Genomic DNA, 16388 nt, shown 5'->3' with positions numbered 1-16388 from the left:
CACATGGAAAATTGATAATCAACGCTATCAACGCGTAGCATCCACATGTGTTGAGTTGGGAATAGGAACATAGATCACTCGCTGTATCTTACGACTGATCATTTCTAATATCTTCTTTCAACCTGTTCTACCCAGCCAGGAATTGAATTCACTCGATGAACAATTAAACCATTGCTTATCTGAAGCACCATATCGCCTTTATCGCTACTGTTATCAATAACAATTAGGTAATCGATTAAGTTCAAGTTTTTAAGTAAATTCTGGATGGGATGTATCATGCCTTCGGACAATATCCTCAGTTGGAATATGATGCCCACCATTTCTAACACGTGCTGCAACTCGCTCTATGTTTAAATGATAATCACCTAAACCTACATAAAACATCATAACCTCAAACTTGTTGGCCCTAACATCCCGCATGAGACGAGCGGCGTTGCCACCTGGACTTACGGAGGGAACTAGAGATCCTGAAATTGCCTCAGTCGGAGAGGAGATAGGGTGATTTAATAGTAAATACCAACAACCAAACTAGATTGTACAAAGTACAAGCCATACCTTGACGAATCCCATCTTCTAAAAGATGGAAGCACTCTATCCTTTTGATATCCGATCGATCGAGGAAGCACAAAGCAGAATTAAAGAATATTTTTTCACAACAACCATCGTCCGCAGAGAGAAAATTAAATAAGCTGTCTCCGGCACATTACCGAAAACAGCTTATGGGCAGGGTTTTCTAGATGTCCACTATAAGGGGAGCTTGACCATACCCGTTGAATGCTTTTTTCAATACAAACGGTTACGGTTGCAGCAACATCCGTTTCAAGCCCGAGATTTGCGCCTCGCTTAAGCCGATTTGCGCCAAGTAGCTTTCTGCGCCGCCGAATGTTTCGTACAGATGGTCGAGCATCATCTCGATATTCTCCGGGGCACTGCCGAGGAATATTTCATACATCTCAGCCGGTATCTGGGAAGGACGGTCCTGACGGAGCACGTCCATGATTGGTGCCAGGTTCACTTCCGTCTCGGCATAATCAGCTACGATCACCGAACGCGGCGTACCCGCGAGATCAAGCAGCAGGCCGGCGATTACGCCGGTCCGGTCTTTGCCCGCCGTGCAGTGGAACAGGACGCCAGCGCCTTCCGCTTCCGCCATCCGCTCGAATACCTCGCGAAGCAGCGGACCGCATTCATTCAACATGCTGACGTACATATCTCCCAAGCAGCGAATGTTCATCGTCGCCGTAGTCGTAGGATTAATCAAGCTAATATTATGGTAAGCTATCCGCTCCGAAGCAGCGAATACGTTTGGCTTCGTATCGAGCTCATGCTGGTGGCGAAGGTCGATTACGATGCGCACGCCCGCTCCCAATATCGCTTCCTGATCATCCGTGGTCAACCTGTGCAAACCGTCGGCACGAAGGAAACGTCCCTTTTGTACCGTTTGTCCTTCAGCAGCTGCGTAGCCGCCGATATCCCTTACGTTAAATGCTCCCTTCAGCTTAAGAAGCCGTGCGTTATCATTCGTTGAAATCGTCATTATTTCAGCCCGCCTTTTACGAAAGAGTCTATGATTTGTCTTTGCAGCAATAAGTAGATGATTAATACAGGCAAGCTGGCAATTGTCGTTGCCGCCATAAGCGCTCCCCACATGTTTCCGTCAGAGGAGATAAACATTTGCAATCCTTTTTGCACGGTGGAATTCTCCAGCTTGGTCGTCACGAGCAGCGGCCAGAAATAATCATTCCATGAGGTAATAAATAAGAGAATGCCGATAGAGGCAATCGGCGCTTTCAGATTCGGCATAATCGTGCGCCAGAGCACGCCCCAATCGGAGGCGCCATCCAGCCTGGCGGCTTCGATCAGCGTTTTCGGATAGGACTTGAACGCATTGTACAGCTGCAGCACCGCAAAAGCCGATGCGATGTTCGGTACGATCAGGCCGGCCAACTGGTCCCGCCAGCCAAATCCGCTGATCGCCACGTAATTTGGAATCATAATCACTTGAAACGGAACCAGCCATGTGAGCGCGATCAAACCATAGATCAAGTTGCTGCCGCGGAATTCCCAGCGCGCGAACGCATAAGCGGCCAAGATACTCGTCAGCAGCTGCATCACCGTCTGAATGACTGCGACTACGATGGAGTTGGTCAGCATTCGGCCCATCGGAATGGCGTTCCAAGCCTGCACGTAATTATCTAAGGTGATATGAAGCGGAAATAAGCTTGAAGTAAATACCTCGCTCTCCGGCTTCAAGGAGGTTACAACCATCCAATAGAGCGGAAATACCGCCAGCAGCGAGAGCGCGATAAGCGCGAAATGCTTGACCGTCACGGCGGTAAAGGAACCGAAGGAGCGACCTGCCTTCTCCATGTATGTCTTCCTCCTCTAATTATCGAAGAACGATAGCTTCTTCGTTAGCTTCATAAACAGCCAAGCCAGCACGCCGAATCCGAGGAAAAAGACGACCGCGGCAGCGGAGCTCGAGCCGATGTTGAACGATTGGAAGCCGTACGTCCACAGTAAGTAGTAAATATTCGTCGTTGTATTAAAAGGTCCGCCTTGCGTAAGAACATTAATATACGAGAAGCTCCATTCCGAAGCAAACAATGTGCTCATCATCGCCATAAACAAAATCGCCGGCGACAATAAAGGCAGAATGACATGCCAGATGATCTGGAACCGGTTGGCCCGGTCGATTTTCGCCGCCTCGATATATTCCTTATTAATGCCAGTCATCGCCGCCGAGAAGATAAGCGTACTGAAGCCGATCAGCTTCCAGCCCGTTATGAACGTAATCGACCAAATCGCCCAGCGCTCGTCGGTAAAAAACCGGATCGGTTCGGACAGGTGGAACCAGTCCGTAAGCGCCTTGTTCAATATCCCGTTCGTCGGATGCATGATCCAGCGCCATACGGAAGATACCGCTACCGGAGCCATAATCATCGGCAGGAAGATGAGCGCCCGGTAAAGATTGCTCGCCTTTCTGCTGATATTATCGGTTGCAATCGCAATGATTAACGGGATAATAAGCGAGAAAGGAATCACGCCAATCGTATAGATCAGCGTGTTCCATAACGCAATGCCCATCTCCGGCAAGCCCGTCAGGTTAGTGAAGTTTTTCATGCCGACATATTGCTTCGGCGAAGTGGGCAGCAGATTCCATTGATAGACGCTTAACTGGAACGTTTGGATCAACGGTTTATATACCCAGAAGCCGATGGATGCCAGGGCCGGCAATAAATAGAGGTACGGCTTTATTCGGCCAAGCCGCAGCAGGAACGACTTGCGTTCCTTGCTTTGCGGCTTGGCTCCCGCTGCCTGACGGTTCATTCCTACTGCTTCATAGCTCATCGCCTTAACTTCCTTCCTCTTCCCAAATCATGTTTGCCTATGAATGCCCTGCTTTCACTTCTGTTATTGGATCAGCGCTTGCGCGCGTTTTTGCGCATCCTGCATGATTGCGGCAACATCGCCGTCGCCTGCGATCGCCTTTGAGACCGAATCGTTCAGGATCGTCTCGATTTGCTTCCAGTTCGCGCCTGGATACGATACCCAAGGCTTCAAGCTGTCGAGCTGTTCCAGGTTCGGTTTCACAAGCGGATTCGCTTCTACCCAATCCTTCAAGTAATTCGGGTCGTCTATGATAGCTGGACGAAGGGGCAGGTAGCCGATCTCCGAAGTAATAATCGTATAACCGCGTTCGCTGGTTGCAAATTTAAGGAATTCCCATGCCGCTTGCTGCTTCGCTTTGTCGTCCGACAAAATGAACAATGCGCTGCCGGAGTTGACCGGGGTCGTCGGTTTATCGCCGAATGCCGGCATTTTGGCCGTCTTCAGCTCCCAGCCGCCTGCTTGCGATGCGGCTACGAACGAGCTTTGTAGCGCACTGGTGAACAGCAGCATCCCGATTTTACCCTGGCTGAACGCTTCGATCGCTTCGCCGTCATTCAGCTTGCCATTGGCGCCGCTCTTGATCAGATCCTGCCACATTTGCACCATTTCAACCGCTTCCGGTTCGCCGAATTTGATCGTTTTGCGGTCGTCGGAGAGAGCTTGTCCGCCGTTGCTGCCGATCAGTGCCTGGATAATCCAGTCTCCGCCCGTCGCTCCGCCGACATGCGCGCCTGTCATGCCAGTCTTCTCGGCGATATTCAAGCCATATTCCTTCACTTGCGCCCAAGTTGTCGGCGGAGCAGCCGGATCAAGGCCTGCTTCCTCGAACAGCTTGGCATTGTAGAACAACACCGGCGTGCTGAACGTGAATGGCAGCCCGAAGGTCTTGCCATTTAATTGACCGAGCTTCAAGCCGTTGGGCGAGAAACCTTCGAAGTTACTTTTCAACTCGTCCGCAGCCACGATATCCTCAAGCGGCTTGGCGTTGAAATTGTTTACAGCAAAATCAAGGCCGTCGAACGTCAGCTGTGCGATATCCGGCGCCGAACCGGCTACGATATCCGCCTGCACCTTAGCGTTAATATCGGTAGAAGAAATCGGAATGGCATCGATCTTAATATTCGGATGCGCCGTCTCGAATTCGCTAATCAGCTTCTCTGTTCCCGGCACTTGGCTGGCAATCGCCAGATTATAGCTGTAAAACTTCAGCGTAATTTGCTCGTTTGCAGCCGCATTACCCGCATTGCCGCCATTAGCAGCATTCGTGCCGGAGCCTGTACCCCCATTGCCGCACGCTGTCGTAATCAAGGTGAGCGACACTAGAGCAGCCGCCAATCTTTTCTTGTAAGCCATTGTTTCTCCCTCTCCTCTGCAAGTTCATTCGGGCTTATTGTTTGTATTCAAAGCTATTTATCGCGATGCCCGCCAATCATTAAGCATGGGCGTGCGCGGCATCCATTTTCCACTCGAAAACGACTTTCTGATTGCCCGCCATCGCCATCGGATGCACGATCATTTGTCCTTCCTTCACCAGCACGAGGTTGTAGCCGCTGTTGTCGACGAACTTCATGCTCTCATTGCTCGTTGGTTCGATTCCGAATGCGACGCCTGTTGCCGCAGCGCTTGGAACGCCGTGGAACAGCCCGATATTGTTGCAATGGATGTGGCCGGAGAGCATGCCGATAACGTCGCTGCCTGTGATCGCTGCCGCAAGATCCTGGGGATTGCCCAGCAGATGGCTGTCCATTAGCGGAGTCAGCGTAGGAACGACGGGATGGTGATGCACAATAATCGTTCCGTTCGGAGCAGGCGTCTCCAGCTCTTCGCGCAGCCACTTGAGCTGCTCCTCGTCCAATTCCCCTGCATGCTTGCCTGGAATTTGCGTATTAAGGACGATCAGGCGCAGTCCGCCTTCCATCACAGTGTAATAGTAGGATTGTTCGGAAGGCTCTTCCTGCAAGTAGCCTTCGCGGAAAAAGGATCTCGTGTCGTGATTGCCAAGCGCTACATAGACCGGCACGCCGAGCTTCTCTTTCTCCTCGTCCAGCAGCATACGAAGGTGGCGGTAATCTTCCGTGTCGCCGTCTTGTGTCAAGTCGCCGCTGATGACGACGAACGCCGGCTTTTGGCTGAGTCTTCCGAGCTCCGCGAACGTTTCACGCAGCTTCTTGGTCATGTCCATTTCGAACAGCGGATTTTTACCAGGTACGTTAATATGCGTATCAGTCAGATGTGCGAAGAAAATGGGTTGTGTCATTATTTTGCCTCCTTGGAATTTTTTTGCGGCTTGTAGCTGCCGATCTCGCCAATTCCGTCCAAATGCATAACCCGGTAAGTTGGCTTTCCATCACGCACGTTAACCCATAACAGCACATTATCGCTTTCCGGCCCTTCGCCATGGGCATGTCCGCCGGTTCTACCGAGCTGAATATGTTCGCCATTGCCGGATACGGAATATTCCATCGCGTGAAGGTGACCGGCGAAGATGGTATGAGGCCGTCCGTCCAGCAAGCCAATCAGCTTATTGTACCGCTCGTTCTCCGATTTCCATCCCGGCTTGTGCATGCTGACAAACGTCCATTTCGCATCGCGGTTCTCTTCCAGCACACGTTCGGCGAAAGCCATTTGCTCGGCGCTGAACGCGAGATCAATGCGGGACATTCCTTCCAGCTGCTCCGGAGACATGCGGCTTACAATGTCATCGTAAAAAGCTTGCATATGCGCCGTCATCTGTTCCGGATCGTTCTGAACGTTGAACGTCGTTTTTTTTATAATGTCGATAAATTCGTCAGAAAGCTCTGTCGGAGGATCTTCCGTGTTAAGTACGAGGAACAGCGCGTCTCCTGCCCGAAAAGCATAATATTCGAATCCTTTTCTTTCCCGCCAGACGTCCAGCATCACTTGATTGCCGTAATCATGGTTGCCAACAACATGGAAGAAAGGCAATCCTGTGGCCTCGATTTTCTCATCGATATACTCCCATTCCGCTCTTGCGTCCGCAGCATCCTTCCAGTAGCCTTCGATCAAATCTCCTACTGACAGGACGAAATCCGGTTTCAAATCCGCTACAACCTCCAGCGCTTTCTCGAATACTCCTGCCGTTGCCATACCGCAACGATCGCCCAATACTGCAAATGTAAAATCTCCTGCCGCAACCTCCCGCAATTGGCCGAACCAAGGCCGCTTGTCCGTTTGGAAACGGACATCATCATACCATAACTTACCAGCATATCGACTTGCTTGAAGTATTGTCACAAGTCTTTCTCCTCTCAGAACAATGGATGTTGTTTGATCGCTCGAGTTCAGTATGCAGGTTGTATGTAAGTGGATTGTTATCGCAGTCTAAATGATATGTAAATCTCCATGCTGGGCTAAAAAGCAAAAAAGGATGCCTGTTTATAGGCACCCTTCTTGTATATTAGGTATGGTTTTAGATGACGCCGCTCAGAATCAGCTGCTCCGTCGTATACTTATAATTCTCTTCAATGGCTGCTTTCGCCCCGTCATAATCTTTGCGCAGCAAGGCTTGATAAATTTTACCGTTCATTACATTGGCCCACTGCGGCTTGTGCTGCGGGAATTGCTTGCGGAAGGTAACCATCCGGCAGACGAACTTGCCACGGTAAGATTCCAGCACCTGCAGCATGTAGTCGTTGCCAATGGCGCTTAAGATCGTCTCGATACTCATTAACGAATTGTTGTAGTAGCCTAGATAGTCTCCGTTCTCGCGGGAAGCGTACTGGCGCTGTAAATAAAGATGAAGCGCTTCTAGATCGAATGCCAGCTCTCTTTCCTTAGCCACTTCCAATACAAATAGCTGCATCGATACGAGAACCTCAAGCATCTGGCTGAATTGCCGAAAAGAGATCTCCTTCACGAGAACGCCGCGCCCTTTAAAGCTTTCGACGAGCCCTTCCTTCTCCAGCAGCGAGATCGCCGCACGGACCGGCGTCCGGCTCATGCCAAGCTCACCCGCCAACTCGTTCTCCGACAGGAGCATGCCCGGCATGACTTCTGCCCGCACGATCCGGTCCTTGATTTGATTGTATGCTTCCCATTCTAACGAAGTCGCCCGCATGCTATCCTATCCTTCTTCTTCATTTGGACTTTATACTAGCAAACCGATAGTCATAAGGATAGTAAAGATATTGTAAAGTGAAGTGAAAAATTGTGTGCTTTACCACTATCGATGATACGGCTCACCGTGTCTGATCTTAATCTATCCTGCGTGGACTAAGATGGCCCTTTATCAAAATGGAAAGTGTGCTTGACATAACTTGCATTGCACGATATATTTTGATCATGGAAAGTTAGCTTTCCATCAGGAGGGAAACGCATTGAACAACCGCTTAGAAGAAATTCGCAAGAAACGCGGAATGAAGCAAGAAGAATTAGCGGCCGCTCTTGAAGTGTCCAGGCAAACGATCGGTTCGCTGGAAAACGGACGTTATAACCCATCGATCCTTTTAGCGTTCAAGATTGCTCGTTTTTTCGGTATGAGTATCGAAGAAATCTTTATTTATGAGGAGGATGAGCATATATGAACAAAACGATTTTGTCTTATTTGATTACATTTATAGGCATATTCTTACTAGCAGTCGGTGTGTACTTCATCAAGACAATTGAAGATCCGCAAGGTATGCTGCGAGCGCTGCCGTATATCTGTGTTGGGCTTGGCTGTGTTATTTTCGGTCACGGTATTGGAGAAATAATCATCCGAAGCGCCATGAAGAAAAATCCTGCCGCAGCGAAGCAACTAGAGATTGAGAAGAATGATGAGCGTAATTTGGCAATCGCCAATCGCGCAAAAGCAAAAGCATATGACATGATGGTTTTTGTATTTGGAGCCTTATTTATATCATTATCCTTGATGGGTATAGATTTAATAATGCTATTGCTATTGGTTTTTGCCTATCTGTTTATCCTTGTATATAACTCTTATTACCGTTTCAAGTACTATAAAGAGATGTGAAAAATGGAGATCAAAAAAATCATATTCGACCCATATTAAGCAAAAGGAATGATGACGATGACAAAGTTATCTTTTAGTGGATTAAAATATGGAGAAAGCAATGTGGAAATAAAATTATTGGTGGATGTACAAAATGATTGGTTTGAGATCACGCACACTAAGGAAGTGTCTCAAGTTATGAATAAATCAACAGGTGAATATATCATAGTAACTCGGAACACCTTGAAATTTGAGGTTGCTTCATAACACGAAGAAACTGTGTAACAAACAAACTTGATGCGACTGACTATATCAGTTGCATTTTTTTGCTCATCTAAACATCTCAACAGTCACTCTTCACCATATATATAAATTCATGCCCCGCAGGGAATTCCGCAAAAAACTTGCCCTTATTTATGATACGGTTCCCCGCTCTGTCTGGAACGGCAAGTTTTAAGGCCATCCTTTTTGGATGGCCCTTTCCTTTTTCTCGTCTTGTTCAATTATCGTTAACCGTTAGCACAATCGTTACTTTTTTTTCACCGGTATCCAAATTTCACCCGTTTCATTCCCATGCCGTGCCAAACCATAATACATTTCGAAACTAGGGCCCTCAACCTGTTCGTATTCAGAAGTAGGAAACCACTCGGAATAGATTCGTTCCCAAAGTTTTTGCATATCACATCGCGGCTCCGGAAAAATCGCCCACGTTAATGCCGGGATAGAAAGTTTCGTAAATCTCTCCGGAATTTCAAGTCCCTTAGGTAAATGATAACAGACCATGTATTTGAAAGATTCTCTAGTGTGATCATATAAAGCGGCGTGTAACATGGTGTCACCAAAACGTCCCAGCAAGTCATTCATAAGATCAACGCTGCCATCATCATCACATTTTTTGCGGAATTGAGGAACTTCAGAGAATGCTGTTTTCTGGTCCGCATTTATATGTCCATATACTCCAAACATCTCAAATGAACCTCTTTGCTCAATTCGGTAATTCATTGCGACATCTCCTTTTATTGAAATATGAAAGGACATTCGAGGATAGGCTTTAAGAGAAACGCCTTTATCGCGCGCAGATATCGGCATGATCCCATGAAGATTCTTGAACGCCCGTGCGAACGCTTCCGGCGAATCATATCCATATTTCATAGCTACATCAATAACCTTTGCATCAGTTGTCTGCAGTTCGAATGCCGCCAATGTCAACCGTCGACGTCGAATGTACTCTGATAACGATACTCCAGTAATAAACGGAAACATTCTTTGAAAATGATAGGTAGAGCAACAGGCTCTCTGCGCTATTTCATCATACGAGATATTGTCCGCTAGATTTGTTTCAATATATTCCATGGCTCTATTCATCCTGTCCAGCCAATCCATCGTATTCCCTCCCTTCAAGATAAATTTTATCGGAGATGAAAAATGAATACCTTGCAATTTCTGCACGAAAAAGTCAGCAAAAAACTTGCCGTTACTTGTGATACGGTTCTCCGCGTTGTCTGTAACGGCAAGTTTTAAGGCCATCCTTTGTGGGGATGGCCCTTCTTGAACTATGCTGAAATATCGTTCCTGTTTCCTAAGCAATTATGTTCACGCTTTCCAGAATTCTACTCATTTTCACTTGCTCAATCATATGTCCTATATTTCCTTCACCTGCGTACAGGGACATATCAAAGAAATCTTTATTCAAGTCAGACCAATACAACTCATTCTCATCCCCGGAGATATCAACATCGTGTTTCAATTTGCCAACATAAACTTCAACAAAGCAATTTTGCAAATAATATTTAAAATCCATTAAATGATGCAAGACTACGTCTTCTTTTGAAATGTTAGTCTCTTCTAATAGTTCCCTATACGCTGCATCAATACCCAGTTCTCCAACTTCAATTTTTCCACCAACCAAATTACTTAATCCTTTATAGGGATTCCTTAATCGTTTACACATTAGCAAACGGTCCACATCTTTGTTGTAAATCATAAGAACATTGTATCCTTGCATAAATAGACCTCCATCTAGTGTCTTATGTATATTTACAATTATACACTGAATTCCAAAATCCTCCTTAATGGTACTATTACTCAATAGGTTTAAATCAACTTTTAGACATATATTATATTCTTGGTCTAGCTAATGTCCCCTTTTTTGAGGGGGCATTTTCATTTACAGGAGGGATGTAAGAATGAGAATCGTCAAGACACAACGAGACTTTGACGCACTTCGCCACGCCAGAGCACTTCCGGAGGTTCTGCTCGATCAGATCGAGGACTACTTCCTGCATCTGAGGGATGCGTTTGAGGACGAGGTAGAGAGCGATTTTTACTTGGGTAGGCACGGCTACATCGTCGTTCTCGAAGCCGGAGACAACGTCCGTGATCTTAGCAACGTCGGGCTGGGCCGTGAAGGAGGAGGACTACTGGGAAGTTGCCCCGAGTACGTCGAACAGCTCGACGTCGGCGAAAGTTTCCAGGCGTACAAAGTCGCGGTACTGTACGACAACGACTTCCTGATGACGTTCTTCACGCATGCCGGAGCGCACGACGAGGAGGTGGAACAATGGTTGAAAGACCACGCGGAAAGAAACTGACGGCAAACGAACTGGTTCTCCGAAAGCTGAAAGAGACGTTTGATCGGAACGAAAACGTCGCAACGGGACTAACGTTTGGGTCATGCTTGTTGCGGCGGAACCTTTCTCTGACCTTCTAGAAAAGAATCCTCCCACCAACTTTCTGGCCAAAAGCCGACTCACCGCGTCCGCGTCGTCTTACGAACAACAGACGCCCAAACAGGTACGAACCCCTACGTTGACGGCTCCGATTTCTTCCTCGCAGTCGATGAGAAGCAACAGACGGCTGACTTTGTTTGGGAAGACGAAAGCTTCGGGGAGGCCCCTCTCTTTCACGGCGGAGACCTAACCAGCGCCGCTCGCTGGATGAAAGAACTGGGCGAGCCTTTTCATTGTCAGTACAACGACCCCTTCTGGGCTTTGTGTCTGGCCCAATAAGTCGACGCTCACATCAAATTCAGAAATTAACACTACGCAAAGACAAGGTTATAAATGACTTGAACATTATAGAGAATTTGTACGAAGGGAACATAAACTTTCGGAAGATAAATTCACGGAGCTTGAACGATTACTGGACTTACGAAGGGAACTGGAGATACTGCAAGCGGTGATACGGTTGACAGTAATGAATATGTAAAGCAAAAAACAAAGCAGCCTCTCACAATGAGCGGCTGTTATATTTTTCAAACGGACCAAACAACTCACGCAAGTAGTCTCTACGCCCATGCAAAATACGGTGGATGACTACGATATCATTCATGATCCGGTAAAATATCAAATACGGATTCACTACAATAAATCGATAACCTCGTTGAATAAGAGAAAATTCGTCGTCAGATAATACAGAACCTTTATTAGGGAAATCCGCCAAGCTTGAAATAGTAACGTTTAACTTATTCAGCATATTTCCCGCTGTATCCATATTATCTTGTGAAATATACGAAAAAATCTCGTCCATGTCATCAACTGCTGCCGGCGTATATTTAATCTTACTCTTTAGCGGCATCGATCTTCCTCCGCATTCTTTCCATTACCTGATCATGGTCAAGTAATTCTGAACCTTCTGCAATCTGTTTTTCCGCTACTAAGAGCTTAGACTGTAGTTTAATTCGTGCTTCCATTCGCCGATATGTCTCATGACTCATTACAACTAAATCGGCTTCTCCGTTACGTGTCAAAACCACTGGCTCATCAATTTCGTGACAATATTTTGAAAACCCGTTGTAATCTTGTCTAATTGTTGTTGAGGGCTTGATATACATGATTAACAACCCCTTCCCCATATGGCATTATTCTGACTATATTATATCATTAAACTGACAGTTGTTGCTACTCTTCATCTTTACCACTATGATGATGCAATTCAACATTTCATCAATAAGGCGAGAAAAGAAAGGCACCTGATCCGGTGCCTTTATCTTGAATTCGGAGTTTTTTAAAATCGTGCCCCTCTTACTTCCCTGCTAATATAGAAGCGGCTTCCTCAGCTTCTCTGTACCCCTTTTGTAATACTTCGTCTCTATCCAGTAAAGCAGTCCCTTGCACACGAACCATTTGATAATCCTCAATGCCAAAGAAATGAAACATGGACTTCAGATACTTATGGGAGTATTCCACTTCCGTATACCAGTCATTATTGGTGTAGATTGACCCGCTAGCTTGAATAACAACGATACTTCTTTCATCGTTAAGAAGACCGACTGAACCCGTATCCGTATATTTAAACGTTTCCCTTGCAATCATAATATTATCCATATAATCCTTTAGCTTTGATGGGATATTAAAGTTATGCAAAGGATACACAATGACATATTTATTAGCGCTTTTGAATTGTTTTAATATCTCATTCATGCGGTCCGTTAGTTCTATTTCTTGACTCGTTAATTCTTCACCAGCTCTTTGTTTCTGCCATGCGCTAAAAACAGTTTTATCTAACATGGGGACTTCTTCTTCGTATAGATTAATCAGTTCAATTACTTCATCATTTGAATGCTTCTCTTTATATACCTTCAAAAAGTAATTAAATACATTCAGACTTGCTGAGGTTTTAGAATCAAATTCTGGATGTGCATTGATGATAAGTAGTTTACTCATGGATGTTTTCCTCCTAAATGAATTTCCATTTCTGTTATTGTCGATCGATATAATCATGGATTAATTTAATCGTCGATTGACTTAATCTATAATATAACTTCCCCAATTTAGTGTCAATTCATTCCGTGTTGTAATTTATGTAAATTGGCAAAAATGAAAATGGTGCTATACTATTTTTAATAAAGCTTTTTTAACATGAAAGCAGGTGTCTTTTTACATGCAGTACAGTGTTATGGTTGAATATGCTTTGCATAGCCTTGTTTATTTAATAGACATACCCGAAGAGGAAAGTATTGGAATAAAAGACCTTTCAGAATTTCAAGGACTTTCAGAAACGTATCTATCGAAAGTTTTGGGTAAACTGACCAAGGCGGGTATTGTGAGTTCTACACCTGGTGTAAAGGGTGGTTATAAATTAGCTAAGTCTCCCGAAGAGATTTCTTTTTGGGATGTAATAGAAGCAGTTGAAGGAACAAACCCTATTTTTCAATGCAAAAATATATTAAAAACGAATCTTATGTATGCAGATAAAGATTGGACTTCCTGTGACTGTAGTTCCGGCAATCCTTCTTGTACGATTAACTTAACGATGCTTGAAGCAGAAGGATATATGCGTGAGTTTCTTCGTAATAAAACACTTGCGTGGTTAAATAAGGAACTCGCTCGTACTTTACCCGAAAAGGTGCAGACAGATACCCGAGAATACTTTATAAGAAAAAACACTAACTAACTTAATTATCATCTTTTCAAGCAACAAAAAAGGAGGGGACGCCGCCCCTCCTTAACTTTTTTTCTCGCCAATAGAAAGACAGCCCTCATGATATGACGAGGCTGTCTTCACAGTTTAGTATGTTATTTCATTAACAATCATCCTTTAATAATTTCAACCTTTTTAGCTCCTGGTGACTTCTCCAACACTAACGTAGTCTGATTGGTAACAGACTGATTCTGTGCTGAACCTGTTGTTTTACCTTGGGCCAAGAGTGTGCTGCCTGTAACCAGCATAGACACGACTAGAGCCGTGCTGAGGGCTATGGAAATCATATTTCTATTGCGATTGACCATGACCATACCTCCAATATCTATTCTTTGATAAGCGACTCAAGCTAGTTGGTGATTATATTATAACGTACTGACGATGGCTGTAAAAGGATGTTTTTCCTTAAGAAGGGTTTTCTCAATAACCCACCGAATTTCTTAAAATCAGAATATTTTCCTGAAGGAACGTTTGATTTTTTTCAATGCCTCTGTTTTTACACCAAACAACGGAGCTGAAAGCATCGTAAATATCATATAATGGCAGTACACTTTCCAGAGCCAGCATAGGTCGAATCGATTGATAACCTTCAATGAACGGCATCTTTGTTCTCGGATTGACTTCCCATATATATCGATTGACTTTTGTAAAATCTATTTCCGACGATCCGCCACGGGCACTCTCGAAATCAATAATGCCAGCAACCTCGTTACCATTCACCAATATATTACCTGGTCTAAAATCCATGTGAACCATACATGGTCCGTCAGGTTCCGGTAAAGTAGAGAAAACTTCATCAAAGTGAAGAATACATCTTTCATACAATTCTGAGTCGAGAATCTCTTTGCATGGCTCCGTCCACTTTTCAAAAGTACTTTTGATATGTAATCTCCAATTATTTTGGTCAAATAACATAAAACCATCGCTTACATAGTAACCATACCCAGGTGCTTTAACCTCATGGAGCATAGCCAGATATACGCCCATTTGAAAAGAGAGCTTCTCATCAATGTCTCCTGTACAAGGCATGCCTTGAATTGCTGAAAGAAGCAATGCTCCAGTCGTACTTTCATCCCCGTACCAAATGTCCAATACCTTAGGAACAGGCAGTATCCCCTTTAATGTCTCAAGCATCTGAAATTCACGATTTAATTTATCCTTGTTAAATGGAATTTTCACAAAAACGTTTTCTCCACTGGTAAGAGTAAGCTTGTATACATCGGAACTAAATGACTCTGGAACATCTTCCACATTCAGGACGTTCAACTTTAGCTGCTCTATAACTTTTAGAATAGAACTCATCTGTAACCTCCTGTTTTGGAGCGATTCTTCCGATTTGTTTCTCTGAAAACAGAACTAAATCCAATATCTTACATATATCACATTCTTGACTCTGCGCAAAGACCCCTTTTCGAAAGAGCATTTTTATTTTTAGTAGGGATGTATGAATGCGGATCATCAAGAGACAGCAGGACCTTGTCATTCTTCGCCGGGTTGGGGCACTTCCGGCGGCACTCCTAGATCAGGTCGATGAATACTTCAGTTGCTGGATGGGTGCTTCCATCCTCATAGACTGATATGATACCTGCCCATACGGACTGAGCGACTGTCCATGCCTAGCCTTCCTTCCTGCATCGCTAAAGCTTAGCTATGTACCACCTCTTCACTATGAGGTGTATTGGCGTTACCTTCATAATACATGTAAGTTACCTCGCTGTTCCAAAATACGGTCAATCCCTGCATCAATCAAAAGCATAAAATTTTCTTGAAAAGGTGCGAACCAAAAATAAAGGGGGAAAAAAGGGGTTTTGGGGAACTTTGCCGAATGATAGAATAGGTCTATACACCTATAACCATCTCAGAAGGGAGTCAATAGAAGTGCAACGTAACACTAGAACTACAATCAATCAGCCCAACAGGGCAACGCCTGCCCAACCTAACAGGACGGTTGGCGGTCAATCTCAGGCGGCTATTCCCCAAGTAAACAGGACTACTGTCAGTCAAACAGAGAGAGCGGGTAGTCCCTCAACAAATGCGAATGTATCTGCAACAAAAGCCACGATGAAGAACCAACCAAAAGATAGACTTGGACAAGCGGTAGTATCCATGATATTCGGTATATTCGGAATTATATTATTCATAGTAGCAATGTTGAAAATGAACTATGATTCACAGTACAGCTATACTACTTCACCAGGTACAGCAATTAGTCTTTTTTTCGCTTTTATTCTAAATATCGTTGGGTTCATCTTAGGAATTAGAGCAAAACGTTCTTCTAGTGGAAGAGGTATGGCAATAGCGGGAATTACCCTGACAACATTGCCGCTTGTAGTCTGTATGATATTTATTGGAGGAGTCATCCTTTTCTCGATTTGGGATAATGTTGAAATAGGGTGAGTCAATCCTTGACGTACTCTCTCTTAATACAGAATGTTGAGAAGGATTAGAAGCCTTGTGGCTCACTTCTTATCTCTTGGGTTTAAGAGTCGCTTCCTGATTTCAGCAGGGGCGGCTTTCTTTTTCTTCAAAAATACTCAGCATCCTATTGGGTTTATAAATGGTTACTAAAGGAGAGCCTCCGTCATTAAGATAATTGCCAGGACTGATATTCCCATGAATAAGG

20 protein-coding genes are annotated in these 16388 nt (G+C 44.9%); 6 read left to right on the top strand and 14 right to left on the bottom strand.

All coding sequences use genetic code 11. From position 1 onward, the window contains the following. Window positions 1–796: 796 nt before the first annotated feature. The 7 genes from AC0YNW_RS16685 to AC0YNW_RS16655 form a co-directional block, all read right to left on the bottom strand. Entirely contained in the window at window positions 797–1537 is a 741-nt protein-coding gene (locus AC0YNW_RS16685) for a tyrosine-protein phosphatase (protein WP_475832886.1), read from the bottom strand. Beyond that, on the bottom strand, window positions 1537–2370 hold the full coding sequence (locus tag AC0YNW_RS16680; RefSeq protein ID WP_475832885.1) for a carbohydrate ABC transporter permease: 834 nt from the start codon (window positions 2368–2370) through the stop codon (window positions 1537–1539). The genes AC0YNW_RS16685 and AC0YNW_RS16680 overlap by 1 nt, the downstream gene beginning before the upstream one ends. Window positions 2371–2385: 15 nt before the next feature. Continuing rightward, on the bottom strand, window positions 2386–3351 hold the full coding sequence (locus AC0YNW_RS16675; RefSeq protein ID WP_475832884.1) for a carbohydrate ABC transporter permease: 966 nt from the start codon (window positions 3349–3351) through the stop codon (window positions 2386–2388). A gap of 63 nt (window positions 3352–3414) precedes the next feature. After that, window positions 3415–4746, bottom strand: coding sequence for an ABC transporter substrate-binding protein (locus AC0YNW_RS16670; protein ID WP_475832883.1), 1332 nt, complete (start codon window positions 4744–4746; stop codon window positions 3415–3417). A 79-nt stretch (window positions 4747–4825) separates the two neighbouring features. Beyond that, window positions 4826–5650, bottom strand: a complete 825-nt coding sequence (locus AC0YNW_RS16665) for a metallophosphoesterase family protein (protein ID WP_475832882.1) — start codon at window positions 5648–5650, stop codon at window positions 4826–4828. Next, complete coding sequence (locus AC0YNW_RS16660; protein ID WP_475832881.1) at window positions 5650–6648, bottom strand: metallophosphoesterase family protein; 999 nt, start codon at window positions 6646–6648, stop codon at window positions 5650–5652. Before AC0YNW_RS16660 ends, AC0YNW_RS16665 begins: the two co-directional genes overlap by 1 nt. 175 nt (window positions 6649–6823) lie before the next feature. Next, window positions 6824–7471, bottom strand: a complete 648-nt coding sequence (locus AC0YNW_RS16655; protein WP_475832880.1) for a GntR family transcriptional regulator — start codon at window positions 7469–7471, stop codon at window positions 6824–6826. 259 nt (window positions 7472–7730) lie between these two features. Between AC0YNW_RS16655 and AC0YNW_RS16650 the strand changes: the two genes are divergently transcribed. From AC0YNW_RS16650 to AC0YNW_RS16640, 3 genes are read left to right on the top strand one after another with little or no spacing between them, the layout of a single operon-like run. Beyond that, window positions 7731–7937, top strand: a complete 207-nt coding sequence (locus tag AC0YNW_RS16650) for a helix-turn-helix transcriptional regulator (RefSeq protein ID WP_475832879.1) — start codon at window positions 7731–7733, stop codon at window positions 7935–7937. After that, entirely contained in the window at window positions 7934–8365 is a 432-nt protein-coding gene (locus tag AC0YNW_RS16645; protein ID WP_475832878.1) for a DUF6442 family protein, read from the top strand. The genes AC0YNW_RS16650 and AC0YNW_RS16645 overlap by 4 nt, the downstream gene beginning before the upstream one ends. 57 nt (window positions 8366–8422) lie before the next feature. Further along, window positions 8423–8611: a hypothetical protein gene (locus tag AC0YNW_RS16640; RefSeq protein ID WP_475832877.1), complete on the top strand. Its 189-nt coding sequence runs from the start codon at window positions 8423–8425 to the stop codon at window positions 8609–8611. Window positions 8612–8872: 261 nt separating this feature from the next. Here the strand turns inward: AC0YNW_RS16640 and AC0YNW_RS16635 are convergent, their stop codons facing one another. After that, on the bottom strand, window positions 8873–9727 hold the full coding sequence (locus tag AC0YNW_RS16635; protein ID WP_475832876.1) for an AraC family transcriptional regulator: 855 nt from the start codon (window positions 9725–9727) through the stop codon (window positions 8873–8875). Window positions 9728–9923: 196 nt separating this feature from the next. After that, window positions 9924–10349, bottom strand: a complete 426-nt coding sequence (locus AC0YNW_RS16630) for an NUDIX hydrolase (RefSeq protein WP_475832875.1) — start codon at window positions 10347–10349, stop codon at window positions 9924–9926. Between the two features lie 181 nt (window positions 10350–10530). Between AC0YNW_RS16630 and AC0YNW_RS16625 the strand changes: the two genes are divergently transcribed. Further along, window positions 10531–10935, top strand: coding sequence for a hypothetical protein (locus AC0YNW_RS16625; protein ID WP_475832874.1), 405 nt, complete (start codon window positions 10531–10533; stop codon window positions 10933–10935). A 637-nt stretch (window positions 10936–11572) separates the two neighbouring features. On the opposite strand, the gene AC0YNW_RS16620 is transcribed toward AC0YNW_RS16625, so the two are convergent. The 3 genes from AC0YNW_RS16620 to AC0YNW_RS16610 form a co-directional block, all read right to left on the bottom strand. Then, window positions 11573–11920, bottom strand: coding sequence for a type II toxin-antitoxin system RelE/ParE family toxin (locus AC0YNW_RS16620; RefSeq protein ID WP_475832873.1), 348 nt, complete (start codon window positions 11918–11920; stop codon window positions 11573–11575). Beyond that, the gene (locus AC0YNW_RS16615; protein WP_475832872.1) at window positions 11904–12176 is read right to left on the bottom strand and encodes a type II toxin-antitoxin system Phd/YefM family antitoxin; all 273 of its coding nucleotides are present in this window, start codon (window positions 12174–12176) and stop codon (window positions 11904–11906) included. The genes AC0YNW_RS16620 and AC0YNW_RS16615 overlap by 17 nt, the downstream gene beginning before the upstream one ends. A 190-nt stretch (window positions 12177–12366) precedes the next feature. Continuing rightward, entirely contained in the window at window positions 12367–13008 is a 642-nt protein-coding gene (locus AC0YNW_RS16610; RefSeq protein WP_475832871.1) for an FMN-dependent NADH-azoreductase, read from the bottom strand. A 217-nt stretch (window positions 13009–13225) separates the two neighbouring features. On the opposite strand from AC0YNW_RS16610, the gene AC0YNW_RS16605 reads away from it, so the two are divergent. Further along, window positions 13226–13738, top strand: coding sequence for an RrF2 family transcriptional regulator (locus AC0YNW_RS16605; protein WP_475832870.1), 513 nt, complete (start codon window positions 13226–13228; stop codon window positions 13736–13738). A 137-nt stretch (window positions 13739–13875) separates the two neighbouring features. On the opposite strand, the gene AC0YNW_RS16600 is transcribed toward AC0YNW_RS16605, so the two are convergent. Continuing rightward, window positions 13876–14073 (bottom strand): hypothetical protein, encoded by a 198-nt coding sequence (locus AC0YNW_RS16600; protein ID WP_475832869.1) that lies wholly within the window; start codon window positions 14071–14073, stop codon window positions 13876–13878. Between the two features lie 112 nt (window positions 14074–14185). Next, on the bottom strand, window positions 14186–15067 hold the full coding sequence (locus AC0YNW_RS16595; RefSeq protein WP_475832868.1) for a phosphotransferase family protein: 882 nt from the start codon (window positions 15065–15067) through the stop codon (window positions 14186–14188). Window positions 15068–15643: 576 nt separating this feature from the next. On the opposite strand from AC0YNW_RS16595, the gene AC0YNW_RS16590 reads away from it, so the two are divergent. Continuing rightward, complete coding sequence (locus AC0YNW_RS16590) at window positions 15644–16162, top strand: hypothetical protein (RefSeq protein WP_475832867.1); 519 nt, start codon at window positions 15644–15646, stop codon at window positions 16160–16162. Window positions 16163–16388 lie beyond the last annotated feature (226 nt).

It is taken from the genome of Paenibacillus sp. J31R120, assembly GCF_056269225.1.
The sequence above is the reverse complement of the archived record's forward strand: the minus strand, read 5'-3'. Positions and strand labels throughout refer to the sequence as shown.

Coding starts and splice junctions, on each gene's coding strand:
- AC0YNW_RS16685 (WP_475832886.1), bottom strand. CDS start 1,537: ATGACGATTTCAACGAATGATAACGCACGGCTTCTTAAGCTGAAGGGA.
- AC0YNW_RS16680 (WP_475832885.1), bottom strand. CDS start 2,370: ATGGAGAAGGCAGGTCGCTCCTTCGGTTCCTTTACCGCCGTGACGGTC.
- AC0YNW_RS16675 (WP_475832884.1), bottom strand. CDS start 3,351: ATGAGCTATGAAGCAGTAGGAATGAACCGTCAGGCAGCGGGAGCCAAG.
- AC0YNW_RS16670 (WP_475832883.1), bottom strand. CDS start 4,746: ATGGCTTACAAGAAAAGATTGGCGGCTGCTCTAGTGTCGCTCACCTTG.
- AC0YNW_RS16665 (WP_475832882.1), bottom strand. CDS start 5,650: ATGACACAACCCATTTTCTTCGCACATCTGACTGATACGCATATTAAC.
- AC0YNW_RS16655 (WP_475832880.1), bottom strand. CDS start 7,471: ATGCGGGCGACTTCGTTAGAATGGGAAGCATACAATCAAATCAAGGAC.
- AC0YNW_RS16645 (WP_475832878.1), top strand. CDS start 7,934: ATGAACAAAACGATTTTGTCTTATTTGATTACATTTATAGGCATATTC.
- AC0YNW_RS16640 (WP_475832877.1), top strand. CDS start 8,423: ATGACAAAGTTATCTTTTAGTGGATTAAAATATGGAGAAAGCAATGTG.
- AC0YNW_RS16635 (WP_475832876.1), bottom strand. CDS start 9,727: ATGGATTGGCTGGACAGGATGAATAGAGCCATGGAATATATTGAAACA.
- AC0YNW_RS16630 (WP_475832875.1), bottom strand. CDS start 10,349: ATGCAAGGATACAATGTTCTTATGATTTACAACAAAGATGTGGACCGT.
- AC0YNW_RS16625 (WP_475832874.1), top strand. CDS start 10,531: ATGAGAATCGTCAAGACACAACGAGACTTTGACGCACTTCGCCACGCC.
- AC0YNW_RS16620 (WP_475832873.1), bottom strand. CDS start 11,920: ATGCCGCTAAAGAGTAAGATTAAATATACGCCGGCAGCAGTTGATGAC.
- AC0YNW_RS16615 (WP_475832872.1), bottom strand. CDS start 12,176: ATGTATATCAAGCCCTCAACAACAATTAGACAAGATTACAACGGGTTT.
- AC0YNW_RS16610 (WP_475832871.1), bottom strand. CDS start 13,008: ATGAGTAAACTACTTATCATCAATGCACATCCAGAATTTGATTCTAAA.
- AC0YNW_RS16605 (WP_475832870.1), top strand. CDS start 13,226: ATGCAGTACAGTGTTATGGTTGAATATGCTTTGCATAGCCTTGTTTAT.
- AC0YNW_RS16600 (WP_475832869.1), bottom strand. CDS start 14,073: ATGGTCAATCGCAATAGAAATATGATTTCCATAGCCCTCAGCACGGCT.
- AC0YNW_RS16595 (WP_475832868.1), bottom strand. CDS start 15,067: ATGAGTTCTATTCTAAAAGTTATAGAGCAGCTAAAGTTGAACGTCCTG.